The organism is Microbacterium sp. JZ37 (assembly GCF_035188445.1).
GTDB classification, from domain to species: Bacteria; Actinomycetota; Actinomycetes; order Actinomycetales; family Microbacteriaceae; genus Microbacterium; species Microbacterium barkeri.
The window spans coordinates 1,880,646-1,906,607 of the sequence record NZ_CP045253.1 but is presented as its reverse complement, the minus strand read 5'-3'; the positions used below and the strand labels follow the sequence as shown (position 1 = coordinate 1,906,607).

Here is a 25,962-nt window from a genome sequence, read left to right as displayed (position 1 = left end):
CGCGGGCCGGGGCACCATCGGAGGATGCAGCTGCTCCGCGCGATCGACGCGTTCGGCGCGCATCTCGAGACGGTGCGGCGCCTCTCGCCCGCGACCGTTCGCGCCTACCGAGCCGACCTCGCCGATCTCGCCGATGCGGTCGGCGATCGCGAGCTCGCCGACGTCGACCTCGACGCGCTGCGCGACTGGCTGTGGCGCGCGACGCAGCGCGGCGACGCGCGCTCGACCGTCGCCCGGCGCACGTCGTCGGCGCGCGCGCTCTTCCGCTGGGCTCGCGAGGAGGGCCTCATCGGGGTGGACCCGAGCCTGCGCCTGGTCACGCCGAAGCGCGGCAGGACCCTGCCGCACGTCGCAGCGGCACCTGCCCTCGACGAGCTCCTGCGCCGGATGGCCGCGGCTGCGGCGGACGGCGACCCGCTCGCGCTGCGCGACCACGCGCTCATCGAGCTCCTCTACGGCGCGGGCGTGCGGGTCTCGGAGCTGTGCGGCCTCGATGTCGACGACGTCGATCTCGATCGCGCCACGGCGCGCGTCGTCGGCAAGGGCGCCAAGGAGCGTGTCGTGCCGTTCGGAGCGCCGGCCGCGCGCGCGGTCGGCGCGTACCTCACGCGCGGGCGCCCGGCGCTGGCCGCGCGCGGAGATGGAGCAGGCGCCGCGCTCTTCCTCGGCGCACGCGGTCGGCGCGTGGGGCCGCGCACGGTCTACGAGCTCGTCGCCCGCACCGTCGCGCCCGCGATGGGCGTCGAGACGGTGGGGCCGCATGCGCTGCGGCATTCCGCCGCGACGCACCTGCTGGATGGCGGTGCCGACCTCCGCGCGGTGCAGGAGATCCTCGGTCACGCGAGTCTCGGCACGACCCAGATCTACACGCACGTCTCCTCCGAGCGCCTCGCGGCGGCCTACCGCCTCGCGCATCCGCGCGCCTGACTTGCGATCGCCCGGAGGCGAGCCGCGCTCAGCAGCAGGGGAGGAGCACCGCCCGGGGAACCCCGCCGAGCAGGAGGAGCGGGTTGATGTAGTCGCCGTGGAGGCGCACCCCGAAGTGCACAGCGCCGGGCGCGGCGTGGCCGCCCGACGCGAGCGCGCCGATCTCCTGCCCGCGGGAGACCGCGTCGCCCACGGCGAGCTCGGTCGTCGCGGGCTCGAGCGTCGTGACGAGCCCGTCGCCGTGGTCGATCGTCAGGAGCGGCCTGTCGACCACGACCCCCGCGAATGCGATCACTCCCGACGCCGGGGCGCGCAGGGTGGCGGCATCGGCCGCGAGGTCGATGCCGCGGTGCCCCGGACCGTAGCGATGCGGCGGCGCCTCGAAGGGGCGGACGATCCGGACGTCCTGGCTCACGGGCCACACCCACTGCTCGGCGGTCTCGATGCGGACCTCGGCGTCGGCCGGTGCCGCGGACGGCGCATGCGCCGCCGCGGGAGCCGCGCCGGCGCACACGAGCGCGACGAGAAGGACGAGGACGGAGCGGGCTGTGCGCTGCATGTCCTCAGCCTCGGCGCGCGCGGCGGCCCGCTCCGCTCGGATGCGCGGCGGGGGACGAGGGAGCCGCGTGTCGCGCGCCTGTGCACGCGCCGTGGGGGAGACGAGCGCCTGGTATGCTGGGGGACGCATCCCGTCTCGGGATGACTACGCGTGCCCTCAGCGACCTCGTCTCCGGACGATCGTCGTGGCGCGACTCCCCTCGGTCCCTTCTCGAAGGGCGGGAGTGCGTCGGGCACCAGGCTCGCCGATCGTCCGATCGGCGGAATCAACCGCATGGCGCGCGAGCGCCCAGATCAAGGAGCACGACCATGGCCGTCGTCACCATCCGCCAGCTGCTCGACAGCGGCGTCCACTTCGGACACCAGACCCGTCGCTGGAACCCGAAGGTCAAGCGCTTCATCCTCACGGAGCGCAGCGGCATCCACATCATCGACCTCCAGCAGTCGCTCGGCTACATCGACAAGGCCTACGACTTCGTCAAGGAGACCGTCGCGCGCGGCGGCACCATCCTCTTCGTCGGCACGAAGAAGCAGGCGCAGGAGGTGCTCGCCGAGCAGGCGACCCGCGTGGGCCAGCCCTACGTCAACGAGCGCTGGCTCGGCGGTCTGCTCACCAACTTCTCGACCGTGTCGAAGCGCCTCGCGCGCATGAAGGAGCTCGAGGAGCTCGACTTCGACGACCCGGCCGGCACGGGCTTCACCAAGAAGGAGCTCCTCCTCAAGCGCCGCGAGCTCGACAAGCTCCACAAGTCGCTCGGCGGCATCCGCAACCTCAGCAAGACGCCGTCGGCCCTGTGGGTCGTCGACGCCAAGCGCGAGCACCTCGCGATCGACGAGGCGAAGAAGCTCGGGATCCCCGTCATCGGCATCCTCGACACGAACGTCGACCCCGACGACCTGCAGTACCCGATCCCGGGCAACGACGACGCCATCCGCTCGGTCTCGCTGCTGACGCGCATCATCGCCGACGCCGCCGCCGAGGGCCTCCAGCAGAAGCACAACCCCGAGGGCGAGGCCGAGCCTCTCGCCGAGTGGGAGCGCGAGCTCCTCGAGCAGGGCTCGACCGAGGCGCCCGCCGAGGTCGCGGAGGCTCCCGCCGCCGAGGCCGCGCCGGCCGAGGCTCCCGCAGCGGAGTAATGCTCGACGAGGCGGGCCCCACCGGGCCCGCCTCGCTCAGGTCACCGTTCCACCACGAACAAGGAGAGCCAGCACCCATGGCCAACTTCAGCATCGCCGACATCAAGGCTCTGCGCGAGCAGCTCGGCACCGGCATGGTCGACACCAAGAAGGCGCTCGAGGAGGCTGACGGCGACGTCGAGAAGGCCGTCGAGATCCTCCGCCTCAAGGGCGCCAAGGGCAACGCGAAGCGCGCCGACCGCGCGACGAGCGAGGGCCTCGTGGTCGCCCGCGAGCAGGGCGGCAAGGCGACGCTCGTCGAGCTCGCGTGCGAGACCGACTTCGTCGCGAAGAACGACCGCTTCATCGCGCTCGCCGACAAGGTCGCCGACGCCGCCGCCGCGGCCGCCGCCGACTCGGTCGAGGAGGCTCTCGCGGCCACCGCGGGCGACCAGACGGTCGAGCAGCTCATCTCCGATGAGGCCGCGATCATCGGCGAGAAGGTCGAGCTCCGCCGCGTCCGCACCCTCGAGGGCGACGCGTTCCAGGTCTACCTGCACCGCACGAGCAAGGACCTGCCCCCGCAGGTCGGCGTCATCGTCGCGTACACGGGCGACGACGCGGAGACGGCGCGCAGCATCGCGCAGCACATCTCCTTCGCGAACCCGTCCTACCTCTCGCGCGACGAGGTCCCCGCGGCCGACGTCGAGAAGGAGCGCGAGATCGTCACCGAGATCTCCCGCAACGAGGGCAAGCCCGAGGCCGCCCTCCCGAAGATCGTCGAGGGACGCGTGAACGCGTTCTTCAAGCAGGTCGCGCTGCTCGACCAGGACTACGCGAAGGACAACAAGCTGTCCGTCGCGAAGGTCGCGCAGGACGCCGGCATCACGATCACGGGCTTCGCGCGCTTCAAGGTGGGCGCGTAACGACGTGACGGAAGGGGGCTCGGATCCGCGGATCCGAGCCCCCTTTCTCTGCGCGCGGAGGTCGACACGCGACATCCGCGTGCCTGCACAGGGAGCTGCCGCCTGCGACCGGTAGCGTGTATCGGCGACGAGAGGATCCACAGTGAGCGAAGTGACCAAGCGGCGGGTGCTGCTGAAGCTGTCCGGCGAGGCGTTCGGGGGAGGGCAGCTCGGGGTCAACCCGGATGTCGTCAGCCAGATCGCCCGTGAGATCGCGGAGGCGTCGCAGGACGTCGAGGTCGCGGTCGTCGTCGGCGGAGGCAACTTCTTCCGCGGCGCTGAGCTCTCCAAGAGCGGCATGGACCGGGCGCGCGCCGACTACATGGGCATGCTCGGGACGGTCATGAACGCCCTCGCCCTGCAGGACTTCCTCGAGCAGGCGGGCGCCGCCACGCGCGTGCAGTCCGCGATCGAGATGCGCCAGGTCGCCGAGCCGTACATCCCGCTGCGCGCGGAGCGCCACCTCGAGAAGGGCCGCGTCGTCATCTTCGGCGCGGGCGCCGGCCTGCCCTACTTCTCGACCGACACGGTCGCCGCGCAGCGGGCCCTCGAGATCCGCGCGACCGAGGTGCTCGTCGCGAAGAACGGCGTCGACGGCGTCTACACCGCCGATCCGCGCACGGACGCGACGGCGACGCGACTCGACCACGTCACCTACTCGGACGCCCTTATGCGCGGCCTCAAGGTCGTCGACGCGACGGCCTTCAGCCTCTGCATGGACAACGGGATGAACATGCGCGTGTTCGGCATGGAGCCCGCCGGCAACGTCACGGCCGCCCTGCGCGGCGAGCCCATCGGCACGCTCGTCACGGCGTGACCTCGCCGGGCGCCGGCACGGCGCCCACTAGACTTTTCCCAGCACCACCGACGAATGGAGTCACCGTGATCGCGGACGTTCTTGCCGATGCCACTGCCCGGATGGATCGGGCCGTCGAGGCGGCGAAGGAGGACTTCGCGACCGTGCGGACCGGCCGCGCGAACCCGCAGCTCTTCCAGCGCATCCTCGTCGACTACTACGGCACGCCCACGCCGCTCCAGCAGCTCGCGTCGCTCGCGAACCCCGAGGCGCGCACGCTCATCGTCACGCCCTACGACAAGTCGGCCCTCAAGGCGATCGAGGACGCGATCCGCGAGATGCCGAACCTCGGCGCCAACCCGACGAACGACGGCAACATCGTGCGCATCACGATGCCGGAGCTCACGCAGGAGCGCCGCAAGGAGTTCGTCAAGATCGTGCGCACGAAGGGCGAGGACGCCAAGGTCCGCCTGCGCGGCATCCGCCGTCAGGTGAAGGACGACCTCGACGCGCTGCGCGACGAGATCGGCGAGGACGACATCGTGCGCGGCGAGAAGGAGCTCGACGCCATCACCAAGGCGCACGTGGACAAGATCGACGAGGCGCTGAAGCACAAAGAGGCAGAGCTCCTCGAGGTCTGACCTGGCGATGACGGACGTCCCCGGATCGGAGCCCCCGAGCGAGCCGCGCGGCGAGCAGGGCACGTTCCACGAGCGCGTGCACGCGGCGCGCGGCGAGTTCGAGCATCAGGTCGCGCATGCGCGCGAGCAGTTCGAGGAGAAGAACGAGCGCATCAAGCAGCGCACGGGACGCGACCTCATCGCGGCGATCCTCGTCGGCGTCGCAGCGGGCGCGGCGGTCGTCGTCTCGCTGCTCGTCGTGAAGTGGCTCTTCGCCGTCGTGGCGCTGCTCGTGTCGGTGCTCGGCGTGCACGAGCTGTGGCGCGCGCTGCGCGACGGCGGCCGACGCATCGACCTCGCTCCGCAGCTCGCGGCGGTCGTCCTCATCCTCGCCGCCGGCTACTTCGCCGACCTCTGGCTGCACTGGGTCGCCCTCTTCGCCGCCATGGCGCTCATCGTCGTGTGGCGCCTCCTCGCGCAGATGACGGCGCAGGACGGCCGCACGCCGCAGGACGTGCTGGCCGACGTGCTCGTCGGGGCATTCGTGCCGCTGTACGTCCCGTTCCTCGCGAGTCTCGCGCTCGTGCTCCTCCGCGAGGACCGCGGCGAGTGGTGGATCCTCGCGTTCCTCATCGTCGCGGTGGTCGCCGACACCGCGGCGTACGCATCCGGACTCGCGTTCGGCCGCCATCCGATGGCCCCGCGCATCAGCCCGAAGAAGACCTGGGAGGGGTTCGCGGGCGCCGCCCTGGGGGCGCTCCTGGCGGGCGCGCTCCTCGCGCAGTTCATGCTGGGGATCCCGTGGTGGGCCGGTCTCGTCTTCGGCGCGGTCATCCTCTGCACGGCGACCGCGGGCGATCTCGGGGAGTCGATGATCAAGCGCGATCTGGGCATCAAGGACATGTCGTCCGCGCTCCCCGGCCACGGCGGAGTGCTCGACCGGCTCGACAGCATCCTGCCGTCGGCGGTGGCGACGCTCGCCCTGCACTTCCTCCTCTCACCTCTGGCGGTATCGTGACGGACTCCTCGACCACCCTGCCGTTCCCCCTCGCGACGGGCCGCGAGAAGGGCTACCAGCGCGACGCGGTGGATGCCTTCCTCGCTCGCGCCCGTGCCGCCTTCGAGCAGCAGGGGGACGACGAGCTCGATGCCGAGCAGGTGCGCTCGGCGGCCTTCCCGCTCGTGCGGGGCGGGTACCGCATCTCCGCGGTCGACGCGGCCCTCGCGCGCGTCGAGGACGCGTTCGCCGCTCGGGAGCGCGAGCGCGCCGTCAGGGCGGAGGGCGCCGACGCCTGGGTCGAGCGCACCCGCCGCGAGGCGCAGGTGGTGCTGGACCGACTCCAGCGGCCCGAAGGGGAGCGCTTCGCGCGCGTCGGCCTCCTGCGGTACGGATACGCCCGCTCCGAGGTCGACCTCGTGGCCGATCGCATCGTCGCCTACCTCGCGCAGGGCGCCCCGCTCACGGTCGAGCAGATCCGCCAGACGGCGTTCCGGATGACGCGCGACGGCTACCGCGAGGAGCAGGTCGACGCGGTCCTGGACGCGGTCATCGAGATCATGCTCGCCGTGCGCTGACCACCCGGGGGCCGGGTATGTCACAGTCGCATAACACACGCTAGACTCGAGGAACTGTGACTTCCGGACCCGAGCAGACCCGAGCCCTCACGCGCCGCGAGGCGCGCGCCATCGCGACCCAGCACGCGGCGCTCCTGCAGACGTCGACGCACGAGCGCACGCCCCGCCGTCGCGTGATGTCGGTGCTCGCGGGGCTCGCGGCCTTCGGCCTCCTGGGCGGCACGATCGTCACGACCGGCGCCTCGATGGCGCAGGCCGAGCAGGCGACCGAGGGGACGTCGTCGTTCGCCACGGCAGCCGACGAGGCGCAGGTCTACATCGCCGCGGCGGACCTCGCGCACGCGGGCAGCCTCGACTTCGGCGCCTACGAGGTGTACGTCAAGCCGACCCCCACGCCGACGCCCACCCCCGAGGTCGCGGAGGTCCCCGAGGGCGGCCAGCAGGCCCCTCAGCAGGAGAGCTGGGCCGCGCCGTTCGTCGCACCCGACCCCGGCACCGCGCAGGCGATCGCCTACGAGATGGTGACCGGCCGTGGCTGGAACGACAGCGAGTTCGCCTGCCTCGTCGCGCTCTGGAACCGCGAGTCGGGGTGGAACGTGAGCGCGTACAACCCGTCCAGCGGCGCCTACGGCATCCCGCAGTCGCTCCCGGGCAGCAAGATGGCGAGCCACGGCGCCGACTGGCAGACGAATCCCGCGACGCAGATCGCGTGGGGGCTGGACTACATCGGCGGCCGCTACGGCACGCCCTGCGGCGCGTGGGGGCACTCCGAGTCGGTCGGCTGGTACTGAGCCGTGCCGCGGTCGAACCGCCGCCGGCGCGACAGCGGCGGCGACGCCTCGCTCGACCGCCTCATCGCCGGCTGGCGTCGCACGGAGTTCCGGCGCGGACACGAGTGGTCGGTGCAGCCGGTCGGTCCCGGCCGCTCGGAGAAGACGTACGCCTGCCCCGGCTGCGCGAACCTCATCGAGATCGGCGCCGCGCACGTCGTGGTGTGGCGCGAGGACGGCGTCCTCGGCCCCCAGGCGGACCTCGCCGCGCGCCGTCACTGGCACACCCACTGCTGGAAGCTGTTCTGAGGAGGACCGGATGGAGATCCGCGGAGCCGCCCTGCTGCCCGCGCGCCGCGAGGACATCGAGCTGCGCACGTCCGACGGGCTGACGCTCGTCGGCGAGCTCGCGACGCCGCTCGAGCGCGAGCCGGTCGCGACCCTCGTCACGCTCCACCCGCTGCCCACGGCGGGCGGCTTCATGGACTCGCACATCATCCGGAAGGCCGCCGCGCGCCTCCCCGCGCTCGCGGACCTCGCTGTCCTGCGCTTCAACACACGAGGGACGACGTCCCCGCGCGGCACGAGCGAGGGGGCCTTCGGAGACGGCGTCGCGGAGGCAGCCGACCTCGCGGCCGCCATGGACCTCGTCGCGGAGCGCGGTCTTCCCCGCCCCTGGCTTCTCGGATGGTCCTTCGGGACCGAGGTCGCGCTCAAGCACGGCCGTCCGCATCCGATCGAGGGCGCCATCCTGCTCTCCCCGCCGCTGCACCGGGCAGGGGACGACGACCTGCGCGCCTGGCAGGGCGACCCCCGGCCGCTCGTCGCGCTCATCCCCGAGTTCGACGACTACCTCCGCCCCGCGGAGGCCGCCGAGCGTTTCGCGCTCATCCCGCACCTCCGGCTCGTGCCGGTCGAGGGCGGCAAGCACCTGTGGGTGGGCGAGAAGCAGACCGCGCGCGTGCTGAACGAGATCGTCGAGGTCGTGAATCCCGCCGCGGCCCCCTGCCGACGGAGTGGCCCGACGCCTGATCAGCGCGCGTTCATGCGCGGGATGAGCACCTGCCGGTAGATGATGAGCACGCTCGCGGCCACCGGGATCGCGATGAGCGCGCCGAGGAGGCCCAGCAGCGCGCCGCCCGCGAGGGCCGCGATCACGACGACGCCGCCGGGGACGGAGACCGCCCGGCTCATGATGCGGGGAGACAGGACGTACGCCTCGATCTGCATGTACACGAGGTAGTAGACGGCGGCGATGATCGCCGCCGTGGGGGAGCCGAGTCCGGGGATCAGACAGGTGAGAGCGATGATCGTCGAGCCCGAGATCGTGCCGACGAGCGGGATCATCGAGCCCAGGAACGCGACGACCGCGAGGACGGTCGGATAGGGCGCGTCGATGATCGTGAGGAAGATCGCGCTGAGCACGCCGTTGATCGCGGCGAGCGTGATCTGGCCCATGACGTAATAGCCGACCGAGTCGGTGATCTGCTCGGCGATGTTCGTGAAGCCCTCGCGCTTCGACGCGGGCACCATGCGGTAGAGGGCCGACTTGAGCGACGGGGTCGACGCCGTGAGGTAGATCGTCAGGATGAGCACGATGAACGCGCCGAAGAGACCCTGGACGACATTGAGCGTGACGCCCACGACGCCTTCGCTGATCGTGTCGATGTTGCTCGTGAGCCAGTCGTTCACGAAGTCGAGGACGGTGTCGATCTCGAGCGTGGGGAAGGTCGCGAGCGACCACTCGCGCAGATCGTCGAGGAAGGTCCCGCGGTTGACGATGAGCGTGATCTGGCCCACCAGCTGCCCGATCTGATCGACGAGCACCGGCAGGATGATCAGGACGATCCCGGTGAAGAGCCCGAGGACGGCGAGGATCGCGATCGTGACGGCCAGCCAGCGCGGCAGGCGGCGGCGCTCGAGCCACGAGACCACGGGGTCGAGGCCGAGTGAGATGAACAGCGCCGTCCCCACGTAGAGGATGATCGTCGAGAGCGACTGCAGGCCCTCGATGAGCAGCAGCCCCAGGCCGACGCCGAGCGTCGCGACGAGCGCGAGCCGGAACGGGTTGTGGATCTTCATACGCGCCCTTCTCCCGGCCGACGGCTGCGCGCCGCGGGCCTCTCGCCAGGATAGGGGTGCGTCGGCGCCGCGCCCGAGAGCGACCTGCTCGTGGGCGCCTTTCAGTTCGATTCGCTAACCTGAGCAGTCGGATGTCGAGACCCGCCGCCCTCGCGCGGGTCGGCGAGGAGTCATTTCGTGCGTTTCGTGTGGGCGGTTCTGGCCTTCGTGCTCGCGGCGGCGTCGTTCGGCGCCGGACTGGCGCAGCGCACCGTGTTCCTGGGCCCCGAGTCCGCCGAGCAGACCGTCTCGGTCGACGAGGAGCTGCCGTACCTCGTGATCGACGGCGACGCGTTCGCGCTGCGCCCCGGCGCGCAGACCCTCACGGTCCGGGGAGAGGGCCCCCTCTACACGGCCTACGGCCGCACCGCCGATCTCGAGGCGTGGCTCTCGGACCAGCGCTACAACCGCGTGAGCGCCGGCGACGGCGACGAGCTCGTGACGAGCGTCGTCGAGCCGGAGGTCGAGCCCACCGACGGCACGGAGGGGCGGAACCCGCAGGGATCCGACCTCTGGATCGAGGAGCAGACCGCCGAGGACGAGATCGTCCGGACGGATCAGCTCCCCGAGGGGATGAGCATGCTCGTCGCGGTCGACGGCAGCCAGCCGGCGCCGTCGGACGTGTCGATCGTGTGGCCGCTCGATCAGAAGACCCCCTGGTTCGGGCCGCTCATGGTCCTCGGCGGCATCTTCCTGGTGACGGGCCTCGTGCTGTACATCCTGGCGCTGCGCCACACCCGACGCCGGCGCGGCCCCATCCGCAAGGGCCCGGCCCTCCCTCCTGCCGAGGGAGACGACGACGGCGCATCGAAGGGCGTCATCTCGACGTCGCGCCGCGGTCGCCGGGCGCTCGTCGCCGTGCCCGCACTCGGCCTCTCCGTCGGCCTGCTCGCAGGGTGCACGGCCGACTCGTGGCCCGAGCTCGGCGGCGCCCCGACGCCGACCCCGACGCCGACGGCGACCGCCACGCTCGCGCCCGATCAGCAGCCGTCCTCCCTCACCGAGGCCCAGGCCGACCGCATCGTCGGCGAGATCTCGGAGACCGTCGCCGCGGCCGACGAGAGCCTCGACATCGACCTCGCCTCGCACCGCCTCTCGGGCCTCGCGCTCGAGACGCGCGAGGTCAACTACCGGCTCCGCGCCGAGATCGAGGACTACCCGCAGGCGGTCTCGATCCCGACCGGCCCCGCGAGCATCGTCCTGCCTCAGGCCGTCGAGGGATGGCCGCGGACGGCGCTGCTCATCGTCGCCGACGAGGACGACACGACGGTCGCCCCCACGATCCTCTCGATGACGCAGGACGACCCGTGGTCGCGCTACCGGGTCACCTACCTCGCCAACCTCGAGGCGGCGGCCGAGACGCCGCAGCTCGCGCCCGCGTGGCTGGGTGCCGCGCTCGTCGCGCCCGACTCGCCGTTCCTCGCGCTCGCGCCCGATCAGGTGGCGGCGGCCTACGCCGACATCATCGGCCGCGGCGAGGAGAGCGAGTACGCCGAGCTCTTCGACATCTCGAACGACGGCTTCCTGACCGCCGTGGCCGAGAAGCGCCAGGCGACGATCGACAGCTTCAACGAGACCGGCGCCGAGACGGGCACGATCGAGTACGCGCAGGGGGCGAACCCGACGCCTCCGATCGCGCTGGCCACGCTCGACAGCGGCGCGATCGTCGCGGTCGGCGTCGACGAGACCGAGACCGTCCGCCCGACGAACGAGGACGCCGTCATCCGCTTCGAGGATGACGCGGCCCTCTCCCTCCTCACGGGGGAGACCGAGTCGCCCACGGGCGTCGAGACGCGCTACACCGATCAGCTCTTCTTCTTCGTGCCCGCGCAGGGGTCGGATGAGCGGATCCGCCTGCTCGGCTACACGTCCGCCATCCAGTCGGCCGAGCTCCTGCCCGAGCCCGAGGATGCAGAGGCCTCGGAGGGCGACGCCGACGCCCCGGAAGGCGAATAGGCTCGAAGTCTCCCCATCCCCGTCTCGGAAGGTGATCCATGAGTGACGTCGCCCCCGGCGCCGTGCTGCGCGGCGCTGTCGACCTCTCGACGCTGAAGAACCGCCCGGCCGCGCCCGCGTCGCCCCCGGCGGGCGGAGCGCCCGGCGCGCCGGCGCCGGCGCTCGTCTTCGATGTCACCGACGCGACCTTCGGCGAGGTCCTCGAGCTCTCCCAGCGCGTGCCGGTCGTCGTCGACCTGTGGGCCGAGTGGTGCGGCCCCTGCAAGCAGCTGAGCCCCGTTCTCGAGAAGGTCGTCGTCGAGCACGGCGGCCGGCTCGTCCTCGCGAAGGTCGACGTCGACGCGAACCCGCAGCTCTCCCAGGCGTTCCGCGCGCAGTCGATCCCGATGGTCGTCGCGCTGGTCGCGGGACAGCCCGTCCCGCTGTTCACCGGCGCCGTCCCCGAGGAGCAGGTGCGCCAGGTGTTCGCGCAGCTGCTGCAGCTCGCGGCGCAGAACGGGGTCACCGGGACGGTCCCCGTGCCGTCCGACGGCGATGCGCCGGCGGACGAGGCGGCCGCGCCCGCCCTGCCGCCGCTCCACCAGGAGGCGTTCGACGCGATCGAGGCGGGGGACTACACCCGCGCCGCCGACGCCTACGAGCGCGCGCTCAAGGAGAACCCGCGCGACGCGGAGGCCTCGGCCGGCCTCGCGCAGGTGCGGCTGCTGCACCGGATCCAGGGCGTCGACCTCCACGCGGCGCGCGCAGCCGCCGCCGAGGCGCCGGATGACGTCGATGCCCAGCTCCTCGTGGCGGATCTCGACGTCGCGGGCGGGCACGTCGACGACGCCTTCGACCGGCTGCTCGACCTCTTCGCAGCGCTGCCGTCCGATCGGCGTGCGCCCGTGCAGGAGCGCCTCGTGGAGCTCTTCGGCGTCATCGGAGCCACCGATGCGCGGGTCGTCCGCGCGCGCGGGCGCCTGAGCTCGCTGCTGTTCTGACCGCGCGGTCGCTGTGAGCGCGTACCTCGACCACGCCGCGACCACGCCGCTGCGTCCCGAGGCGCGCGAGGCGTGGATCGAGGCGAGCGCGCTCGTGGGAAACCCGTCATCCGTGCACGGCGCGGGGCAGCGCGCGCGACGCGCGCTCGAGGACGCTCGCGAGCGCATCGCGCGCGCACTCGGATGCGAGCCGATCGAGGTCGTCCTGACCTCGGGCGGGACCGAGTCCGTCAACCTCGCCCTCAAGGGCCTCTGGTGGGCGCGCGCGGAGGGGCGCGACGTGATCGTGCTGCCCGACGGAGAGCACCACGCCGTGCTCGACACGGTGGAGTGGCTTCGACGTGTCGAGGACGCCGAGGTCGCGCCGGTCCCGATCGACGACCGTGCGCGCATCGATCCCGAGGTCTTCGCGCGCGTCGCCGCCGATCCGCGCGTCGCGCTCGCGACCGCGCTCGTCGCGAACAACGAGACGGGAACCGTGCAGGATGCGCCCGCCCTGAGCGCGGGCGCGGCGGCGGCGGGCGTGCCCCTTCACCTCGACGCGGTCGCCGCGCTCGGGCACCTCCCGGTCGACTTCCGCGCGTGGCGGGGCGCCGTCGACGGCGCACGCGGATTAGTCGCGCTGAGCGTCTCCGGCCACAAGGTGGGAGCGCCGGTCGGCACGGGCGCGCTCGTCGTGTCGCGCGCGGCTGCGCCGCACGCTCTGCTCCACGGCGGCGGGCAGCAGCGCGCGCTGCGCTCAGGGACCCAGGACGTCGCGGGCGCCGCGGCGCTCGCGGTCGCCGTGGAGCTCGCGGAGCGCGAGCGCGAGACCGAGACCATCCGGATGGAGAGGCTGCGCGCCCGCGTCGTCGGCCGCCTGCGGACCGAGCTCCCGGAGGCGGTGGTGCTGGGGGATGAGGAGCACCGTCTTCCCTCCACCCTCCATCTCCTGCTCCCCGGCGCGGCCGGGGAGTCGATGCTCTTCCTGCTCGACCAGGCGGGGATCGCCGTCTCGACCGGGTCGGCGTGCCAGGCGGGTGTCAGCGAGCCCTCGCACGTGGTGCTCGCGACGGGCCGCACCGAGCAGGAGGCGCGGCAGGTCCTGCGCATCTCGTTCGGGCGCACCTCCGTCGAGGCCGACGCGGAGGCGGTCGCGACGGCGCTGCCCGCGGCGTACCGCCGCCTCGTCGCACGCTCTGGCCCCTCCTCAGGCGGGCGCTCGTAGACTGGAGGGCATGCGCGTCCTGGCGGCCATGAGCGGCGGAGTCGACTCCGCGGTCGCCGCTGCGCGCGCCGTCGATGCCGGCCACGACGTCGTCGGGGTGCACCTCGCGCTCTCGCGTGCCGGGGGCACCCTGCGCACCGGCAGCCGGGGCTGCTGCACCATCGAGGACGCGATGGACGCGCGGCGCGTCGCCGACCGCCTCGGCATCCCGTTCTACGTGTGGGACTTCTCCGAGCGGTTCCGCGACGACGTCATCGACGACTTCCTGAGCGAGTACCGCGCGGGGCGCACCCCGAACCCGTGCATGCGCTGCAACGAGCGCATCAAGTTCGCCGCTCTCCTCGATCGCGCGCTCGAGCTCGGCTTCGACGCGGTCTGCACGGGCCACTACGCGATCCTGCGCGATGGGCCGCGCGGCCTCGAGCTGCATCGATCGAGCGAGGAGGCGAAGGACCAGTCCTACGTCCTCGGGGTGCTCACGGCCGAGCAGCTCGCGCACACGTACTTCCCGCTCGGCGACACGCCATCGAAGGCGCTCGTGCGCGCCGAGGCCGAGGCTCGCGGCTTCTCCGTCGCGTCCAAGCCCGACAGCTACGACATCTGCTTCATCCCCGACGGGGACACCCGCGGCTACCTGGCCGAGCGCATGGGGGCGGCTCCCGGCGACATCGTCGACCGCACCGGCTCGGTCGTCGGCAGCCATGAGGGGGCGCACGCGTTCACCGTGGGGCAGCGCAGGGGGCTGCGGCTCGGCGTGCCGGCACCCGACGGGAAGCCGCGCTTCGTCCTCGAGGTCCGCCCGGTGTCCAACGAGGTCGTCGTCGGTCCGAAGGAGGCGCTCGCGACCGCCGAGATCGCGGGCGCGCGCTACACGTGGGCCGGTGCGGCGCCCGAGACGCCCGACGAGCCGTTCGCGTGCGACGTGCAGATCCGCGCGCACGCCGACCCGGTCCCCGCCATCGCCGTCGTGCGCGGGGGAGAGCTCGTCGTCACGCCCGATGCGCCCCTCGACGGCGTCGCGCCCGGTCAGACCGCCGTCATCTACGACGGCACGCGCGTCGTCGGCCAGTGCACCATCGACCGGACCGTGAGCGCCGTGCCCGTCGACGCGTGACACGCCGCGGATGTCCGACCCGGTTCCTAGACTGAGAGCGTGACCGACGGCGACTTCGAGCTCCCCGACCTGACCCTCGACGAGGCGCGCGCCGAGGCGGCGACCCTCACCGAGCAGATCCTCCGCGCACGCGACGCGTACTACGGCGAGGACGCGGCCCTCGTCGACGACGCGACCTACGACGGATGGCTGCAGCGGCTCGAGGCGATCGAGCGGCGCCATCCGGAGCTGCAGGGACAGGACTCGCCCACCCAGACCGTCGGCGCGGCCGACGCCACGATGCTCGCGCCCGTCCAGCACGCCGAGCGCATGCTGAGCCTCGACAACGTCTTCTCCCTCGAGGAGCTCGCGGAGTGGTGCGCGAAGACCCAGGCGTCGGCGGGGCGCGCCGTGCGCTGGCTGACCGAGCTCAAGATCGACGGGCTGGCGATCGCGCTGCGCTATGAGCACGGCGTCCTCACCTCGGCGGCCACGCGCGGCGACGGGCGCGTCGGCGAGGATGTCCGCGTCAACGCGCTGCGGGTCGCCGGGATCCCCGAGCGGCTCTCGGGGACCGGCCATCCGCCGCTCGTGGAGGTGCGCGGCGAGGTGTTCATCCCGGTCGCGGCGTTCGAGGAGCTGAACGCGCTGCAGGCGCGCCTGCGCGAGCGCGTCGTCTCCGAGGCGGCGGCGCGCCCCGGATTCGACGAGGAGAAGGCTCGCCGCAGCGCCGACCGGCGCTTCCCGGCGTTCGCCAACCCGCGCAACGCCGCCAGCGGCGGCCTCCGGCAGCAGCTCGACAAGAAGGATGGGCTCGAGCTCGAAGCGGGCATCGCGCGGATCGAGTCGCTGCGGCTGTATGTGCACGGGATCGGCGCGTGGCCCGATCCGCCGGTCGCGTCGCAGAGCGAGGTCTACGGCCTGCTCGCCGAGTGGGGTCTGCCGACGAGCCCCTATCTGCGCACGTCGGACGACGTGGACGGCGTCCTGGATTTCGTCGCGCACTACGGAGAGCACCGGCACTCGGTCGAGCACGAGCTCGACGGCATCGTCATCAAGGTCGACGAGCTCGCCCTGCACGACGAGCTCGGCGCGACGAGCCGCGCGCCGCGGTGGGCGATCGCCTACAAGTACCCTCCCGAGCAGGTGAACACCGAGCTCCTCGACATCGTGGTCTCGGTGGGGCGCACAGGGCGCGCGACACCGTACGCCGTCATGAAGCCCGTTCTCGTGGCGGGCAGCGTCGTCCGCCAGGCGACGCTGCACAACCAGGACGTCGTGAAGGCCAAGGGCGTGCTGATCGGCGACACCGTCGTGCTGCGCAAGGCGGGAGACGTCATCCCCGAGGTGCTCGGCCCGGTGGCCGAGCTGCGCGACGGCTCGGAGCGGGCGTTCGTCATGCCCGAGACGTGCCCCGAGTGCGGCACGCCGCTGCGCCCCATGAAGGAGGGCGACATCGACCTCCGGTGCCCCAACGCGAAGGACTGCCCCGCCCAGGTGCGCGGTCGCGTCGAGCACATCGGCTCGCGGGGCGCGCTCGACATCGAGGCGCTCGGCGAGGTCACGGCGGCCGCGCTCACCCAGCCGTCCGTTCCCGCAGAGCCGCCGCTGCGCACCGAGGCCGGGCTGTTCGAGCTCACCATGGAGCAGCTCGTGCCGATCGAGGTGATCGTGCGCGACGCCGAGACCGGCGAGAAGCGCGTCGATGAGGCGACAGGCGAGTTCGTGCGCCGCGCCCCGTTCCAGCGGCGGGAGCTGACCTACCCGCCGGGCTGGGAGGATGCGACGCCGTCCGAGCGGCGAGCGGCGGGCGTCCGCAAGGACCACGTCGTGCTCCACCCGTCCGCTCAGGCCGAGAAGCTCCTCGAGGAGCTCGAGAAGGCCAAGACGAAGGAGCTGTGGCGCCTGCTCGTCGCGCTCAACATCCGTCACGTCGGCCCCGTCGCCGCGCGCGCCCTCGCCGGCTGGTTCGGCTCGCTCGATGCGATCCGCGCCGCATCGCGCGACGAGCTCGCCGCCGTCGACGGCGTCGGCGGGATCATCGCCGACTCGCTCCTGGACTGGTTCGACGTGGACTGGCATCGCGAGATCGTCGACCGGTGGACGGCGGCGGGCGTGCGCTTCCACACGCCCGGTCATCCGGGGCCCGGGGCGGCCGAGGCGGAGGGCGGTGTGCTCTCGGGTCTCACGGTCGTCGCGACCGGCAGCCTCGAGGGGTACACGCGCGAGGGCGCCCAGGAGGCGATCATGCGAGCCGGGGGGAAGGCCGCGTCGAGCGTGAGCAAGAAGACCGACTTCGTCGCGGCCGGGCCGGGGGCGGGGTCGAAGCTCGCGAAGGCGGAGGCGCTCGGCGTGCGCATCATCGACGCCGCGCAGTTCCACCTTCTCGTGACGGAGGGGCCCGCCGCGCTGGGGGAGTGAGGCCGGTCAGCCGCCCGACGTGAGTGCGAGGAGCCGCTCCCGCACCTCGCGGCGCAGCACCTTGCCGATCATCGAGGTCGGCAGCTCGTCGACGACGAAGACCCGACGGGGGACCTTGTACGGCGTGAGGATCCCGCGCGCGAACGCCCGGACATCCTCTTCGTCGACCTCGGCTCCCTCGTCGAGGACGATCGCGGCGACGACCTCCTCTCCGCTGTGCGCACTCGGCAGCCCCACCACGGCGGCGTCGGCAACGGACGGATGCTGGCGGAGCGCGATCTCGACCTCGGTCGGCGACACGTTGAAGCCGCCCGTGATGATGAGCTCCTTGATGCGGTCGACGATCGAGATGAAGCCGTCCTCGTCCATCGTGACGACGTCGCCCGTGCGGAACCAGTCCTCGTGGAAGACCGCGGCGGTGGCCTCCGGCCGGCCGTAGTACCCGCCGAAGACCTGCGGACCCCGTACGAGCAGCTCGCCGGGGGCGCCCGGCGCGGCATCGCGCGACGGGTCGTCCGGGTCGGCGACCCGCACCTCGGTGCCCGGGAGCGGCAGGCCGATCGCTCCGGCCTTCCGGTTCTCCGAGACGGGATTGACGATGAGCACGGGCGAGCACTCGGAGAGGCCGTAGCCCTCGACGAGGTAGCCGCCCGTCTCCTCCTCCCACGGCACGACGAGCTGCTCGTCGAGTGCCATCGCGCCCGAGACGCCGATGCGCGTCCCGGCGAGCGACACGCCCTTCTCTCGCGCGCGCTTGAGCAGGCGCTCCGCGATCGGCGGGACGAGGGGCAGCACGGTCGCGGGGTGACGTCGCGTCACGGCGAGCACCATGTCGGGATCGAACTTCGGGAAGAGCACGAGGCGCGCGGCCTGCGACATGGCGAAGGTGAGACACAGGGTCAGGCCGTAGGCGTGGAACATCGGGAGCACGGCGTACACGACCGTCCCCTCGCCGCGCGCGACGCCCGGCGTCCACGCGCGCGCCTGCGCGGCGTTGGCGAGCAGATTGCGGTGCGTGAGCGCCGCGCCCTTGGGATCGCCGGTCGTGCCGCTCGTGTACTGGATGATCGCGAGGTCGTCGGTCGCGGGCCGCGGGTGAGACGCCGCCAGCGGGTCGTGCCGGACGACGTCCTCCCACGCGTCGGCGCCCCGCACGGACGTCGTGAGCTGGGCACGCGTCTCGCGCAGCTTCGGCACGGGCAGCCGCAGCGCGAGCTGCATGAGACGCGGCATGCCGCGCGTGATGTCGACCGAGATCAGCGTCTTCACGGCGAGGTCGGCGGGGAACCCGCGCACGGTGTCGACGAGGGTGCTCCACACGATGGCGTGCTTCGCGCCGTGATCCTCGAACTGCTTGCGCAGCTCGCGCGGCGTGTAGAGCGGGTTGTGCTCGACGACCACGGCCCCGATCCGGAGCACGGCGTAGAAGGCGACGATGTGCTGCGGGCAGTTCGGCAGGATGATCGCGACGGGGTCGCCCTTGCGGACGCCTCGGGCGAGGAGGCCGGCGGCGGCCCGGTCGATCTGCGCGCGGAGGTCGGCGTAGTCCACGACCCGCCCGAAGAACTGCAGCGCGGGGGCGCCGGGGAAGTCCCGTGCCGAGGCGTCGACGAGGTCGAGGAGCGATCCGCTGATCGGAGGCAGATCGTGGGGCACGCCCTCCGCGTAGGAGGAAACCCAGGGACGGGGCGGGTCGAACGGCTGCGTCACGCCTCCAGCCTAGGGGCGCGCAGCCGGAGCGCAGACCGCCACCGCCTAGACTTGTCGGGTGTCTGAAATCACCCCTGATCTCGTGCGCCATCTCGGTGTGCTCGCCCGGATCCAGCTCGACGACGAGGAGGTGACCCGCCTCACCGGAGAGCTCGACGCGATCGTCGACAACATCGCGAAGGTCGGCGAGGTCGCGACCTCCGACGTCCCGGCGACGAGCCATCCCATCCCGATGCAGAACGTCTTCCGCGCCGACGAGGTCGGCCGCATGCTCACGACCGAGCAGGCGCTGCAGAACGCGCCGGACGCCGACGGCGCCCGGTTCCGCGTGACGGCCATCCTGGGCGAGGAGCAGCAGTGAGCGACATCATCCGACTGACCGCCGCCGACCTCGCCGAGAAGCTCGCGGCGGGCGAGATCTCGAGCGTCGAGGCCACGCAGGCGCACCTCGACCGCATCGCCGAGGTGGACGGCGACGTGCACGCCTTCCTCCACGTGAGCGATCACGCGCTCGAGGCCGCCGAGGCCATCGACCGCCGTCGCGCGGCGGGCGAGGAGCTCGGACCCGTCGCGGGCGTCCCGCTCGCGATCAAGGACGTGCTCGTGACGACCGACATGCCGTCGACGTCCGGCTCGCGCATCCTCGAGGGGTACATGTCGCCGTTCGACGCGACGGTCGTCGCCCGGGCGCGCGCGGCCGGCCTCGTGCCGCTCGGCAAGACGAACATGGACGAGTTCGCGATGGGCTCGTCGACCGAGCACTCGGCTTACGGGCCCACGCGCAACCCGTGGGACCTCGACCGCATCCCCGGCGGATCGGGCGGCGGGTCCGCCGCCGCCGTCGCGGCCTTCGAGGCGCCGCTCGCGCTCGGCTCCGACACGGGCGGATCGATCCGCCAGCCCGCGCACGTCACCGGCACGGTCGGCGTGAAGCCGACCTACGGCGGCGTGAGCCGCTACGGCGCGATCGCCCTCGCATCGTCGCTCGACCAGATCGGCCCGGTCACCCGGACGGTGCTCGACTCCGCGCTCCTGCACGACGTCGTGGGCGGGCACGACCCGCACGACGCGACGTCGCTCGCGGACGCGTGGCCCTCGTTCGCCGACGCGGCCCGCGAGGGCGCGCGCGGCGACGTGCTGAAGGGCCTGCGCGTCGGCGTCGTGAAGGAGCTTCCCGACAGCGGCTTCCAGCCGGGCGTCGCGGAGTCGTTCCGGGCGGCGCTCGAGACGCTCGAGGCGCAGGGCGCGGAGATCGTCGAGGTCAGTGCCCCGCACTTCGAGTACGCGGTCGCCGCGTACTACCTCATCCTCCCCGCCGAGGCCTCGAGCAACCTCGCGAAGTTCGACTCCGTGCGCTTCGGCATGCGCGTCGACGTCCCCGGAGGGACGGTCGAGGACGTCATGTCGGCCACGCGCGACGCGGGCTTCGGGCCCGAGGTCAAGCGCCGCATCATCCTCGGCACCTATGCGCTGTCCGCCGGGTACTACGACGCCTACTACGGCAGCGCGCAGAAGGTCCGCACGCTTATCCAGCAGGACTTCGCGCGCGCGTTCGCGGACGTCGACGTCATCGCGACGCCGACCGCGCCGACGACCGCGTTCCGCATCGGCGAGAAGATCGACGACCCGCTCTCGATGTACCTCAACGACCTCACGACGATCCCCGCCAACCTCGCGGGCGTGCCCGGCATCTCGATCCCGTCCGGTCTCGCGTCGGACGACGGGCTGCCCACCGGCATCCAGTTCCTCGCGCCGGCGCGCGAGGACGCCCGCCTCTACCGCGTCGGCGCCGCCCTCGAGGCGCTGCTCGTCGACACGTGGGGCGGCCCGCTGCTCGACCGCGCGCCGCGACTGGGCGGATCGCTGCTCGAAGGAGGGGCCCGCTGATGGCCAAGGACAAGCTGATGGACTTCGACAAGGCCCTCGAGCTCTTCGAGCCCGTGATCGGCCTCGAGGTCCACGTCGAGCTCAACACGAAGACGAAGATGTTCTCCGAGGCGGGCAACCCCGCCCACTCGGCGTTCCACGACGCCGAGCCGAACACGCTCGTGGCGCCCGTCGACCTGGGTCTTCCCGGCTCCATGCCGACGGTCAACGCGGAGGCCATCCGCTCGTCGATCAGCCTCGGGCTCGCGCTGGGCTGCTCGATCGCGCCGTCGAGCCGGTTCGCGCGCAAGAACTACTTCTATCCCGATCTCGGGAAGAACTACCAGATCAGCCAGTACGACGAGCCGATCGCCTACGAGGGCGAGATCGAGGTGGAGCTCGAGGGCGGCGACGTCTTCCGCATCCCGATCGAGCGCGCGCACATGGAGGAGGATGCGGGCAAGCTCACGCACGTGGGCGGCTCGACCGGCCGCATCCAGGGAGCGGAGTACTCGCTCGTCGACTACAACCGGGCGGGCGTGCCGCTCGTCGAGATCGTCACGAAGCCGATCTTCGGGGCGGAGCATCGCGCACCCGAGCTCGCGAAGGCGTACCTCGCGACGATCCGCGAGATCGCGCGCGGCCTGGGCATCTCCGAGGCGCGCATGGAGCGCGGGAACATCCGGTGCGACGCGAACGTCTCGCTCCGCCCGCGCGGCGCCGAGCGGCTCGGCACCCGCACCGAGACGAAGAACGTGAACTCGATGCGCTCGGTCGAGCGCGCCGTGCGCTACGAGATCCGGCGTCAGGCCGCGATCCTCGCCGAGGGCGGCACGATCATCCAGGAGACCCGGCACTGGCACGAGGACACCGGCACGACCTCGCCGGGCCGTCCGAAGTCGGACGCCGACGACTACCGGTACTTCCCGGAGCCCGACCTCCTGCCGGTCGAGCCGACCGAGGCCCTCATCGAGGAGCTGCGCGCTGCGCTGCCGGAGCCGCCCGCGGCACGCCGTCGTCGTCTCAAGACGGAGTGGGGCTTCACCGACCTCGAGTTCCAGGACGTCGCGAACGGCGGGCTGCTCGCGGAGGTCGAGGCCACGGTCGCCGCCGGCGCGTCGCCCGCGGCCGCTCGCAAGTGGTGGACGGGCGAGATCACCCGCATCGCGAACGCGGAGGGCCGCGAGCCCGCCGAGCTCGTGGCCCCGGCCGACGTCGCCGCCCTCCAGGGGCTCGTCGAGGCGGGCACGCTCACCGACAAGCTCGCGCGCCAGGTGCTCGAGGGCGTCATCGCGGGCGAGGGGACCCCGCAGGAGGTCGTCGACGCCCGCGGACTCGCGGTCGTGTCGGACGACGGCGCCCTCGTGGCCGCGATCGACGACGCCCTCGCCGCGCAGCCGGATGTGCTCGCGAAGATCAAGGACGGCAAGGTCCAGGCAGCGGGCGCCATCATCGGCGCCGTCATGAAGGCCATGAAGGGCCAGGCCGACGCCGCGCGCGTGCGCGAGCTCGTCCTCGAGCGCGCGCAGCAGTAGCGCCACACGGGAGTCCGCGCCTCGGTGCGGGCTCCCGTCCGTGCGTCGACGCGCGTGCCGACCCCGGCTCATCCGGGCCTCGCGCCGAGCGGGGAGGCCCTGCCGCGGCTCTCGGCGCGCGCACCGTCGCCGGGCGCCGGCGTGCAGTCTCGACGGCGTGAGCGCGTGCGACGGGGCCTGTGCCCCCGCGCGTCGCCGTGTGCACGTCGTGCGTCGTCCGGCGCGTCGCGTCCACAGCGGCGCCTCGGCGCGGATGCGGCGTCGACGAGACCAGAGCCTGATGTCATGTCCGAGCTCGTCTCTCCGCAGATCCTGCCTTCGCCGATCCTGCCCTCGCCGATTCCGCTGCTCCTGCCGCGCGACTCGGATGTCCGTCTCGACCGCGCGCAGCAGCGGGGCAGGCTCGTGCGCCTCTTCCGCGGGGTGTACGCGGAGGCCGCGGCGTATCGCGGACTGAGACCGTGGGAGCGCTACCTCGCGCGCGTGCACGCCTTCGCGCTCCTCCATCCCGAGGCCGTCCTCTGTCTCGAATCCGCGGCGGCCCTGCAGGGCGCACCCGTCTTCGGCCACCCCGACGAGGTGCACGTGCTGACGGCGAACGGCACGTCCCGCGCGACCGCGGGAGTCCGAGCGCACCGAAGCACCCGGCCGCGAGAGCTCCTCAGGGCCGCGGGCGTCACGGCGGTCGGCCCGGCCGACACCGCGCTCGATGTCGCTCGCCTCCGGCACCCTGTCATCGGAACGGCGATGCTCGACGCGCTCCTGCGACGCACGGACGCGCCGGATGGCGCCGAGCTGCTCCGACGGAACGCGCGGTGGCGGGGCGCCCGCGGCCGCGCGAAGGCGGAGGAGGCCATCCGATTCGCGGACGGACTCGCCGAGACGCCGCTGGAGAGCGCGAGCCGGTGCGTCGTGGCGTGGTCCGGTTTCGACGTCCCCGAGCTCCAGGTCGTCGTGCCGACGCGCGGTGGCGAGTTCCGCGTCGACATGCGGTGGCGCGCGGAGCGCATCACCGGGGAGGCCGACGGCGCTCTCAAGTACGACGGCTCGCGGGGCGCTCCCGCGGAGGCCATCCTCACCGAGAAGCGGCGAGAGCGCTTCCTCCGCGAGTGCGGCGAGGTCGTGCGGTGGGGATGGTCGGAGGTGCGGGCGCCCGCGGAGCTGATCGCCGCGCTCCGCACCGTGGGGCTGCCGCAGCGTCGCGCACCCCGCGACGCTCTGCTCATGACGCTTCCCGCTGCGCTCGGCGCGCGCCCGTGAGACCGCGAACCAGCGCCGAGACTGCGCCCGGGCGCCCAGGGGCGCGGCGGCGGCGCGCCTCCGGGCGCGGGCGCGCACCCTCGGCGCCGGGCCGGCGTGTCGGCGCCGCGGACGGATCCGGCGCCCGGTTCCGGCGCGGGGTCCCGGGGCGGAGGCCACGGGCGCGTAGCGTGGAGCCATGCGCGTGCTCGGCATCGACCCCGGACTCACCCGCTGCGGAGTGGGCGTCGTCGACGTGCAGCGCGATCGCACCGCCGCGCTCGTGCACGTGGGCGTCGTCCGGTCGCCCGTCGACGCGACCGTGGCCGAGCGGCTCGCGATCATCGCGCGCGGCATCCGCGAGGTGCTGGCCGCGCACGCGCCCGACGTCGTGGCCGTGGAGCGCGTGTTCGCGCAGCAGAACCGCTCGACCGTGATGGGAACGGCCCAGGCGGCCGGCGTCGCGCTCCTCCTCGCCGCGGAGGCGGGGCTGCCGACAGCGACCCACACGCCCAGCGAGGTCAAGGCGGCGATCACGGGCTACGGGTCGGCCGACAAGCTCCAGGTGCAGACGATGGTAGCGCGGGTCCTGCGGCTCGACGAGCTGCCGCGTCCCGCCGATGCCGCCGACGCGCTCGCGCTCGCGCTCTGCCACGCATGGCGGGGCGGCCCCGCTCCGACCGCGGCGACGGCGGACGCGCTCACCCCCGCCCAGCGGGCCTGGGCGGCCGCGGAGCGGCGCACGCGCGGCGCGGTCGCGCGGTGAGCGTGTCGTCTCGAACATAGGTACGACGCGCCGTAGGGTGGAAGGATGATCTCGTCTCTGCGCGGAACCGTGCTGCACACCGGCGCCGACAGCGTCGTCGTCGAGGTCGGGGGCGTCGGCCTGTCCGTGGCGGTCCCCGTCGACGTCGCCCGCACCGCGCGGACGGGGGAGCAGATCCTCCTGCACACGCACCTCATCGTCCGCGAGGATCAGCTCGCGCTGTTCGGGTTCGCCGAGCGCGACGAGCTCGAGGTGTTCGCGATCCTCCTCGGCGTGACGGGCGTGGGCCCGAAGTCGGCGCTCGGCGTGCTGTCGGGCCTCACGATCGAGCAGATCGCCGAGGCCGTCGCGAACGAGGACGACAAGCCGTTCCGGAAGGTGTCCGGCATCGGGCCGAAGACCGCCAAGCTCATCGCCCTGCAGCTCCAGGGCAAGCTCGCCGCCCCCGCGCCGTCGGCGGCGCGCGTCGGCGGCGCCCCGCACGACGTCGTGTCGCAGGTCACGCAGGCGGTGACGGGGCTCGGATGGCCCGAGCGCGTCGCCGCCGATGCAGTGGCCGCGGCCGCGGAGACCGCGTCCGACGCGGATCGCGCCTCGGTCCAGGCGCTGCTGCGCCTCACGCTCGCGGCGCTGGGCCCCGCGCAGCCGGGAGGCGCACGTGGCTGAGCGCGACATCGCATCGCCCGAGCCCGCAGATGACACCGAGCTCGCGATCGAGGGGGCGCTGCGTCCCGCGAGCCTCGAGGAGTTCGTCGGCCAGCACAAGGTGCGCGGCCAGCTCCAGCTCCTCCTCGACGCCGCGCGCATCCAGGACCGCCCCGCCGACCACATCCTCCTGGCCGGACCGCCCGGCCTCGGCAAGACGACGCTCGCCATGATCGTCGCGCACGAGAGCGGCCGCCCGCTGCGGATGTCGAGCGGCCCGGCCATCCAGCACGCGGGCGACCTCGCGGCGCTCCTGTCGAGCCTCGTGCCGGGGGAGGTGCTCTTCATCGACGAGATCCACCGGATGGCCCGCACGGCCGAGGAGATGCTCTACCTCGCGATGGAGGACTTCCGGATCGACATCATGGTCGGCAAGGGCGCGGGCGCGACGAGCATCCCGCTCGACCTGGCGCCGTTCACCCTCGTGGGCGCGACGACGCGGTCGGGAATGCTGCCGAACCCGCTGCGCGACCGGTTCGGCTTCACGGCGCACCTCGAGTACTACGAGCCCGAGGAGCTCGAGCAGGTCATCGCGCGCTCGGCGCGGGTGATCGGAATGGACCTCGCCGGCCCGCAGCGCGAGGAGATCGCCCGCCGATCGCGCGGGACGCCCCGCATCGCCAACCGGCTGCTGCGGCGCGTGCGCGACTTCGCGCTCGTGCGCGCAGGGGGCAGGGCGGCCTCCCTCGAGGACGTCCGCGCGGCGCTCGAGCTGTACGACGTCGACCGCATCGGGCTCGATCGCCTCGACCGGGCAGTGCTCGACGCGCTCGTGCGGCGGTTCCGCGGCGGCCCCGTCGGGCTCGGCACGCTCGCGGTGTCGGTCGGGGAGGAGGCCGACACGGTCGAGAGCGTGGTCGAGCCGTACCTCGTCCGCATCGGCTTCATGGGGCGCACGCCCCGGGGCCGGATCGCGACCCCCGAGGCCTATGCGCACCTCGGCGTCGCCCACGCCGCGCACGGGCAGACGCCGCTGAAACTCGATGACCTATAATCGCTGAAGACTTCGCGTCGGGCTCTCCGGCGTCGTCACCCT

At 72.8% G+C, this 25,962-nt stretch carries 24 protein-coding genes and 1 pseudogene; 22 read left to right on the top strand and 3 right to left on the bottom strand.

Annotated elements, in window-relative coordinates; translation table 11 throughout:
* Positions 1 to 24 precede the first annotated feature (24 nt).
* Entirely contained in the window at positions 25 to 927 is a 903-nt protein-coding gene (locus tag GC092_RS08735) for a tyrosine recombinase XerC (RefSeq protein ID WP_324011394.1), read from the top strand.
* A gap of 28 nt (positions 928 to 955) precedes the next feature.
* Here the strand turns inward: GC092_RS08735 and GC092_RS08730 are convergent, their stop codons facing one another.
* Positions 956 to 1,486: a murein hydrolase activator EnvC family protein gene (locus GC092_RS08730; RefSeq protein ID WP_324011392.1), complete on the bottom strand. Its 531-nt coding sequence runs from the start codon at positions 1,484 to 1,486 to the stop codon at positions 956 to 958.
* A 308-nt stretch (positions 1,487 to 1,794) separates the two neighbouring features.
* Between GC092_RS08730 and rpsB the strand changes: the two genes are divergently transcribed.
* From rpsB to GC092_RS08685, 9 genes and pseudogenes are all read left to right on the top strand, one after another.
* Positions 1,795 to 2,622, top strand: coding sequence for a 30S ribosomal protein S2 (rpsB, locus tag GC092_RS08725; RefSeq protein ID WP_282977643.1), 828 nt, complete (start codon positions 1,795 to 1,797; stop codon positions 2,620 to 2,622).
* A gap of 77 nt (positions 2,623 to 2,699) precedes the next feature.
* Positions 2,700 to 3,527, top strand: a complete 828-nt coding sequence (gene tsf, locus GC092_RS08720) for a translation elongation factor Ts (protein ID WP_282977645.1) — start codon at positions 2,700 to 2,702, stop codon at positions 3,525 to 3,527.
* A 142-nt stretch (positions 3,528 to 3,669) separates the two neighbouring features.
* Positions 3,670 to 4,383 carry a UMP kinase gene (pyrH, locus tag GC092_RS08715; RefSeq protein WP_271171746.1) on the top strand — a complete coding sequence of 238 codons (714 nt, stop codon included), beginning with the start codon at positions 3,670 to 3,672 and terminating at the stop codon, positions 4,381 to 4,383.
* Positions 4,384 to 4,448: 65 nt separating this feature from the next.
* Positions 4,449 to 5,003: a ribosome recycling factor gene (gene frr, locus GC092_RS08710; protein WP_271171747.1), complete on the top strand. Its 555-nt coding sequence runs from the start codon at positions 4,449 to 4,451 to the stop codon at positions 5,001 to 5,003.
* Between the two features lie 7 nt (positions 5,004 to 5,010).
* Positions 5,011 to 6,000, top strand: coding sequence for a phosphatidate cytidylyltransferase (locus tag GC092_RS08705; RefSeq protein ID WP_324011389.1), 990 nt, complete (start codon positions 5,011 to 5,013; stop codon positions 5,998 to 6,000).
* Complete coding sequence (locus tag GC092_RS08700; RefSeq protein ID WP_324011387.1) at positions 5,997 to 6,557, top strand: DivIVA domain-containing protein; 561 nt, start codon at positions 5,997 to 5,999, stop codon at positions 6,555 to 6,557. Before GC092_RS08705 ends, GC092_RS08700 begins: the two co-directional genes overlap by 4 nt.
* A 56-nt stretch (positions 6,558 to 6,613) precedes the next feature.
* Entirely contained in the window at positions 6,614 to 7,348 is a 735-nt protein-coding gene (locus GC092_RS08695; RefSeq protein ID WP_271171750.1) for an aggregation-promoting factor C-terminal-like domain-containing protein, read from the top strand.
* A gap of 3 nt (positions 7,349 to 7,351) precedes the next feature.
* Positions 7,352 to 7,636 (top strand): Rv1322 family protein, encoded by a 285-nt coding sequence (locus tag GC092_RS08690; RefSeq protein ID WP_271171751.1) that lies wholly within the window; start codon positions 7,352 to 7,354, stop codon positions 7,634 to 7,636.
* A 10-nt stretch (positions 7,637 to 7,646) separates the two neighbouring features.
* Positions 7,647 to 8,359 (top strand): annotated as a pseudogene (locus tag GC092_RS08685) (alpha/beta hydrolase).
* Here GC092_RS08685 and GC092_RS08680 read toward each other — a convergent pair.
* On the bottom strand, positions 8,360 to 9,409 hold the full coding sequence (locus GC092_RS08680) for an AI-2E family transporter (RefSeq protein ID WP_324011383.1): 1,050 nt from the start codon (positions 9,407 to 9,409) through the stop codon (positions 8,360 to 8,362). It lies immediately after the preceding pseudogene.
* Positions 9,410 to 9,586: 177 nt separating this feature from the next.
* Between GC092_RS08680 and GC092_RS08675 the strand changes: the two genes are divergently transcribed.
* From GC092_RS08675 to ligA, 5 genes are read left to right on the top strand one after another with little or no spacing between them, the layout of a single operon-like run.
* Positions 9,587 to 11,404 (top strand): DUF8094 domain-containing protein, encoded by a 1,818-nt coding sequence (locus tag GC092_RS08675; protein WP_324011381.1) that lies wholly within the window; start codon positions 9,587 to 9,589, stop codon positions 11,402 to 11,404.
* Positions 11,405 to 11,442: 38 nt separating this feature from the next.
* Entirely contained in the window at positions 11,443 to 12,384 is a 942-nt protein-coding gene (locus GC092_RS08670) for a tetratricopeptide repeat protein (protein WP_324011379.1), read from the top strand.
* 13 nt (positions 12,385 to 12,397) lie between these two features.
* Positions 12,398 to 13,591, top strand: coding sequence for a cysteine desulfurase family protein (locus GC092_RS08665; RefSeq protein ID WP_324011377.1), 1,194 nt, complete (start codon positions 12,398 to 12,400; stop codon positions 13,589 to 13,591).
* Between the two features lie 10 nt (positions 13,592 to 13,601).
* On the top strand, positions 13,602 to 14,705 hold the full coding sequence (mnmA, locus tag GC092_RS08660) for a tRNA 2-thiouridine(34) synthase MnmA (RefSeq protein WP_324011376.1): 1,104 nt from the start codon (positions 13,602 to 13,604) through the stop codon (positions 14,703 to 14,705).
* 39 nt (positions 14,706 to 14,744) lie between these two features.
* Entirely contained in the window at positions 14,745 to 17,105 is a 2,361-nt protein-coding gene (ligA, locus tag GC092_RS08655) for an NAD-dependent DNA ligase LigA (RefSeq protein ID WP_324011375.1), read from the top strand.
* A gap of 6 nt (positions 17,106 to 17,111) precedes the next feature.
* Here ligA and GC092_RS08650 read toward each other — a convergent pair whose 3' ends face one another.
* The gene (locus tag GC092_RS08650; RefSeq protein WP_324011373.1) at positions 17,112 to 18,815 is read right to left on the bottom strand and encodes a long-chain-fatty-acid--CoA ligase; all 1,704 of its coding nucleotides are present in this window, start codon (positions 18,813 to 18,815) and stop codon (positions 17,112 to 17,114) included.
* A 58-nt stretch (positions 18,816 to 18,873) separates the two neighbouring features.
* On the opposite strand from GC092_RS08650, the gene gatC reads away from it, so the two are divergent.
* From gatC to ruvB, 7 genes are all read left to right on the top strand, one after another.
* Positions 18,874 to 19,176, top strand: a complete 303-nt coding sequence (gene gatC / locus GC092_RS08645; RefSeq protein ID WP_271171760.1) for an Asp-tRNA(Asn)/Glu-tRNA(Gln) amidotransferase subunit GatC — start codon at positions 18,874 to 18,876, stop codon at positions 19,174 to 19,176.
* Complete coding sequence (gatA, locus tag GC092_RS08640; RefSeq protein ID WP_324011371.1) at positions 19,173 to 20,702, top strand: Asp-tRNA(Asn)/Glu-tRNA(Gln) amidotransferase subunit GatA; 1,530 nt, start codon at positions 19,173 to 19,175, stop codon at positions 20,700 to 20,702. Before gatC ends, gatA begins: the two co-directional genes overlap by 4 nt.
* Positions 20,702 to 22,216 (top strand): Asp-tRNA(Asn)/Glu-tRNA(Gln) amidotransferase subunit GatB, encoded by a 1,515-nt coding sequence (gatB, locus tag GC092_RS08635; protein WP_282977656.1) that lies wholly within the window; start codon positions 20,702 to 20,704, stop codon positions 22,214 to 22,216. The genes gatA and gatB overlap by 1 nt, the downstream gene beginning before the upstream one ends.
* A 285-nt stretch (positions 22,217 to 22,501) precedes the next feature.
* Positions 22,502 to 23,476 carry a type IV toxin-antitoxin system AbiEi family antitoxin gene (locus GC092_RS08630; RefSeq protein ID WP_324011370.1) on the top strand — a complete coding sequence of 325 codons (975 nt, stop codon included), beginning with the start codon at positions 22,502 to 22,504 and terminating at the stop codon, positions 23,474 to 23,476.
* A gap of 178 nt (positions 23,477 to 23,654) precedes the next feature.
* Positions 23,655 to 24,221 (top strand): crossover junction endodeoxyribonuclease RuvC, encoded by a 567-nt coding sequence (gene ruvC, locus GC092_RS08625; protein WP_282977658.1) that lies wholly within the window; start codon positions 23,655 to 23,657, stop codon positions 24,219 to 24,221.
* Positions 24,222 to 24,266: 45 nt separating this feature from the next.
* Positions 24,267 to 24,887, top strand: coding sequence for a Holliday junction branch migration protein RuvA (ruvA, locus tag GC092_RS08620; RefSeq protein WP_324011369.1), 621 nt, complete (start codon positions 24,267 to 24,269; stop codon positions 24,885 to 24,887).
* Positions 24,880 to 25,920, top strand: coding sequence for a Holliday junction branch migration DNA helicase RuvB (gene ruvB, locus GC092_RS08615; RefSeq protein ID WP_282977660.1), 1,041 nt, complete (start codon positions 24,880 to 24,882; stop codon positions 25,918 to 25,920). The genes ruvA and ruvB overlap by 8 nt, the downstream gene beginning before the upstream one ends.
* Positions 25,921 to 25,962 lie beyond the last annotated feature (42 nt).

Bases quoted from the DNA above. Each gene is read 5' to 3' on its own strand.
- rpsB (WP_282977643.1), top strand. From the start codon at position 1,795: ATGGCCGTCGTCACCATCCGCCAGCTGCTCGACAGCGGCGTCCACTTC.
- mnmA (WP_324011376.1), top strand. From the start codon at position 13,602: ATGCGCGTCCTGGCGGCCATGAGCGGCGGAGTCGACTCCGCGGTCGCC.
- GC092_RS08705 (WP_324011389.1), top strand. From the start codon at position 5,011: ATGACGGACGTCCCCGGATCGGAGCCCCCGAGCGAGCCGCGCGGCGAG.
- ruvC (WP_282977658.1), top strand. From the start codon at position 23,655: ATGCGCGTGCTCGGCATCGACCCCGGACTCACCCGCTGCGGAGTGGGC.
- GC092_RS08735 (WP_324011394.1), top strand. From the start codon at position 25: ATGCAGCTGCTCCGCGCGATCGACGCGTTCGGCGCGCATCTCGAGACG.
- ruvA (WP_324011369.1), top strand. From the start codon at position 24,267: ATGATCTCGTCTCTGCGCGGAACCGTGCTGCACACCGGCGCCGACAGC.
- tsf (WP_282977645.1), top strand. From the start codon at position 2,700: ATGGCCAACTTCAGCATCGCCGACATCAAGGCTCTGCGCGAGCAGCTC.
- gatB (WP_282977656.1), top strand. From the start codon at position 20,702: ATGGCCAAGGACAAGCTGATGGACTTCGACAAGGCCCTCGAGCTCTTC.
- GC092_RS08680 (WP_324011383.1), bottom strand. From the start codon at position 9,409: ATGAAGATCCACAACCCGTTCCGGCTCGCGCTCGTCGCGACGCTCGGC.
- GC092_RS08670 (WP_324011379.1), top strand. From the start codon at position 11,443: ATGAGTGACGTCGCCCCCGGCGCCGTGCTGCGCGGCGCTGTCGACCTC.
- GC092_RS08730 (WP_324011392.1), bottom strand. From the start codon at position 1,486: ATGCAGCGCACAGCCCGCTCCGTCCTCGTCCTTCTCGTCGCGCTCGTG.
- GC092_RS08630 (WP_324011370.1), top strand. From the start codon at position 22,502: ATGTCCGAGCTCGTCTCTCCGCAGATCCTGCCTTCGCCGATCCTGCCC.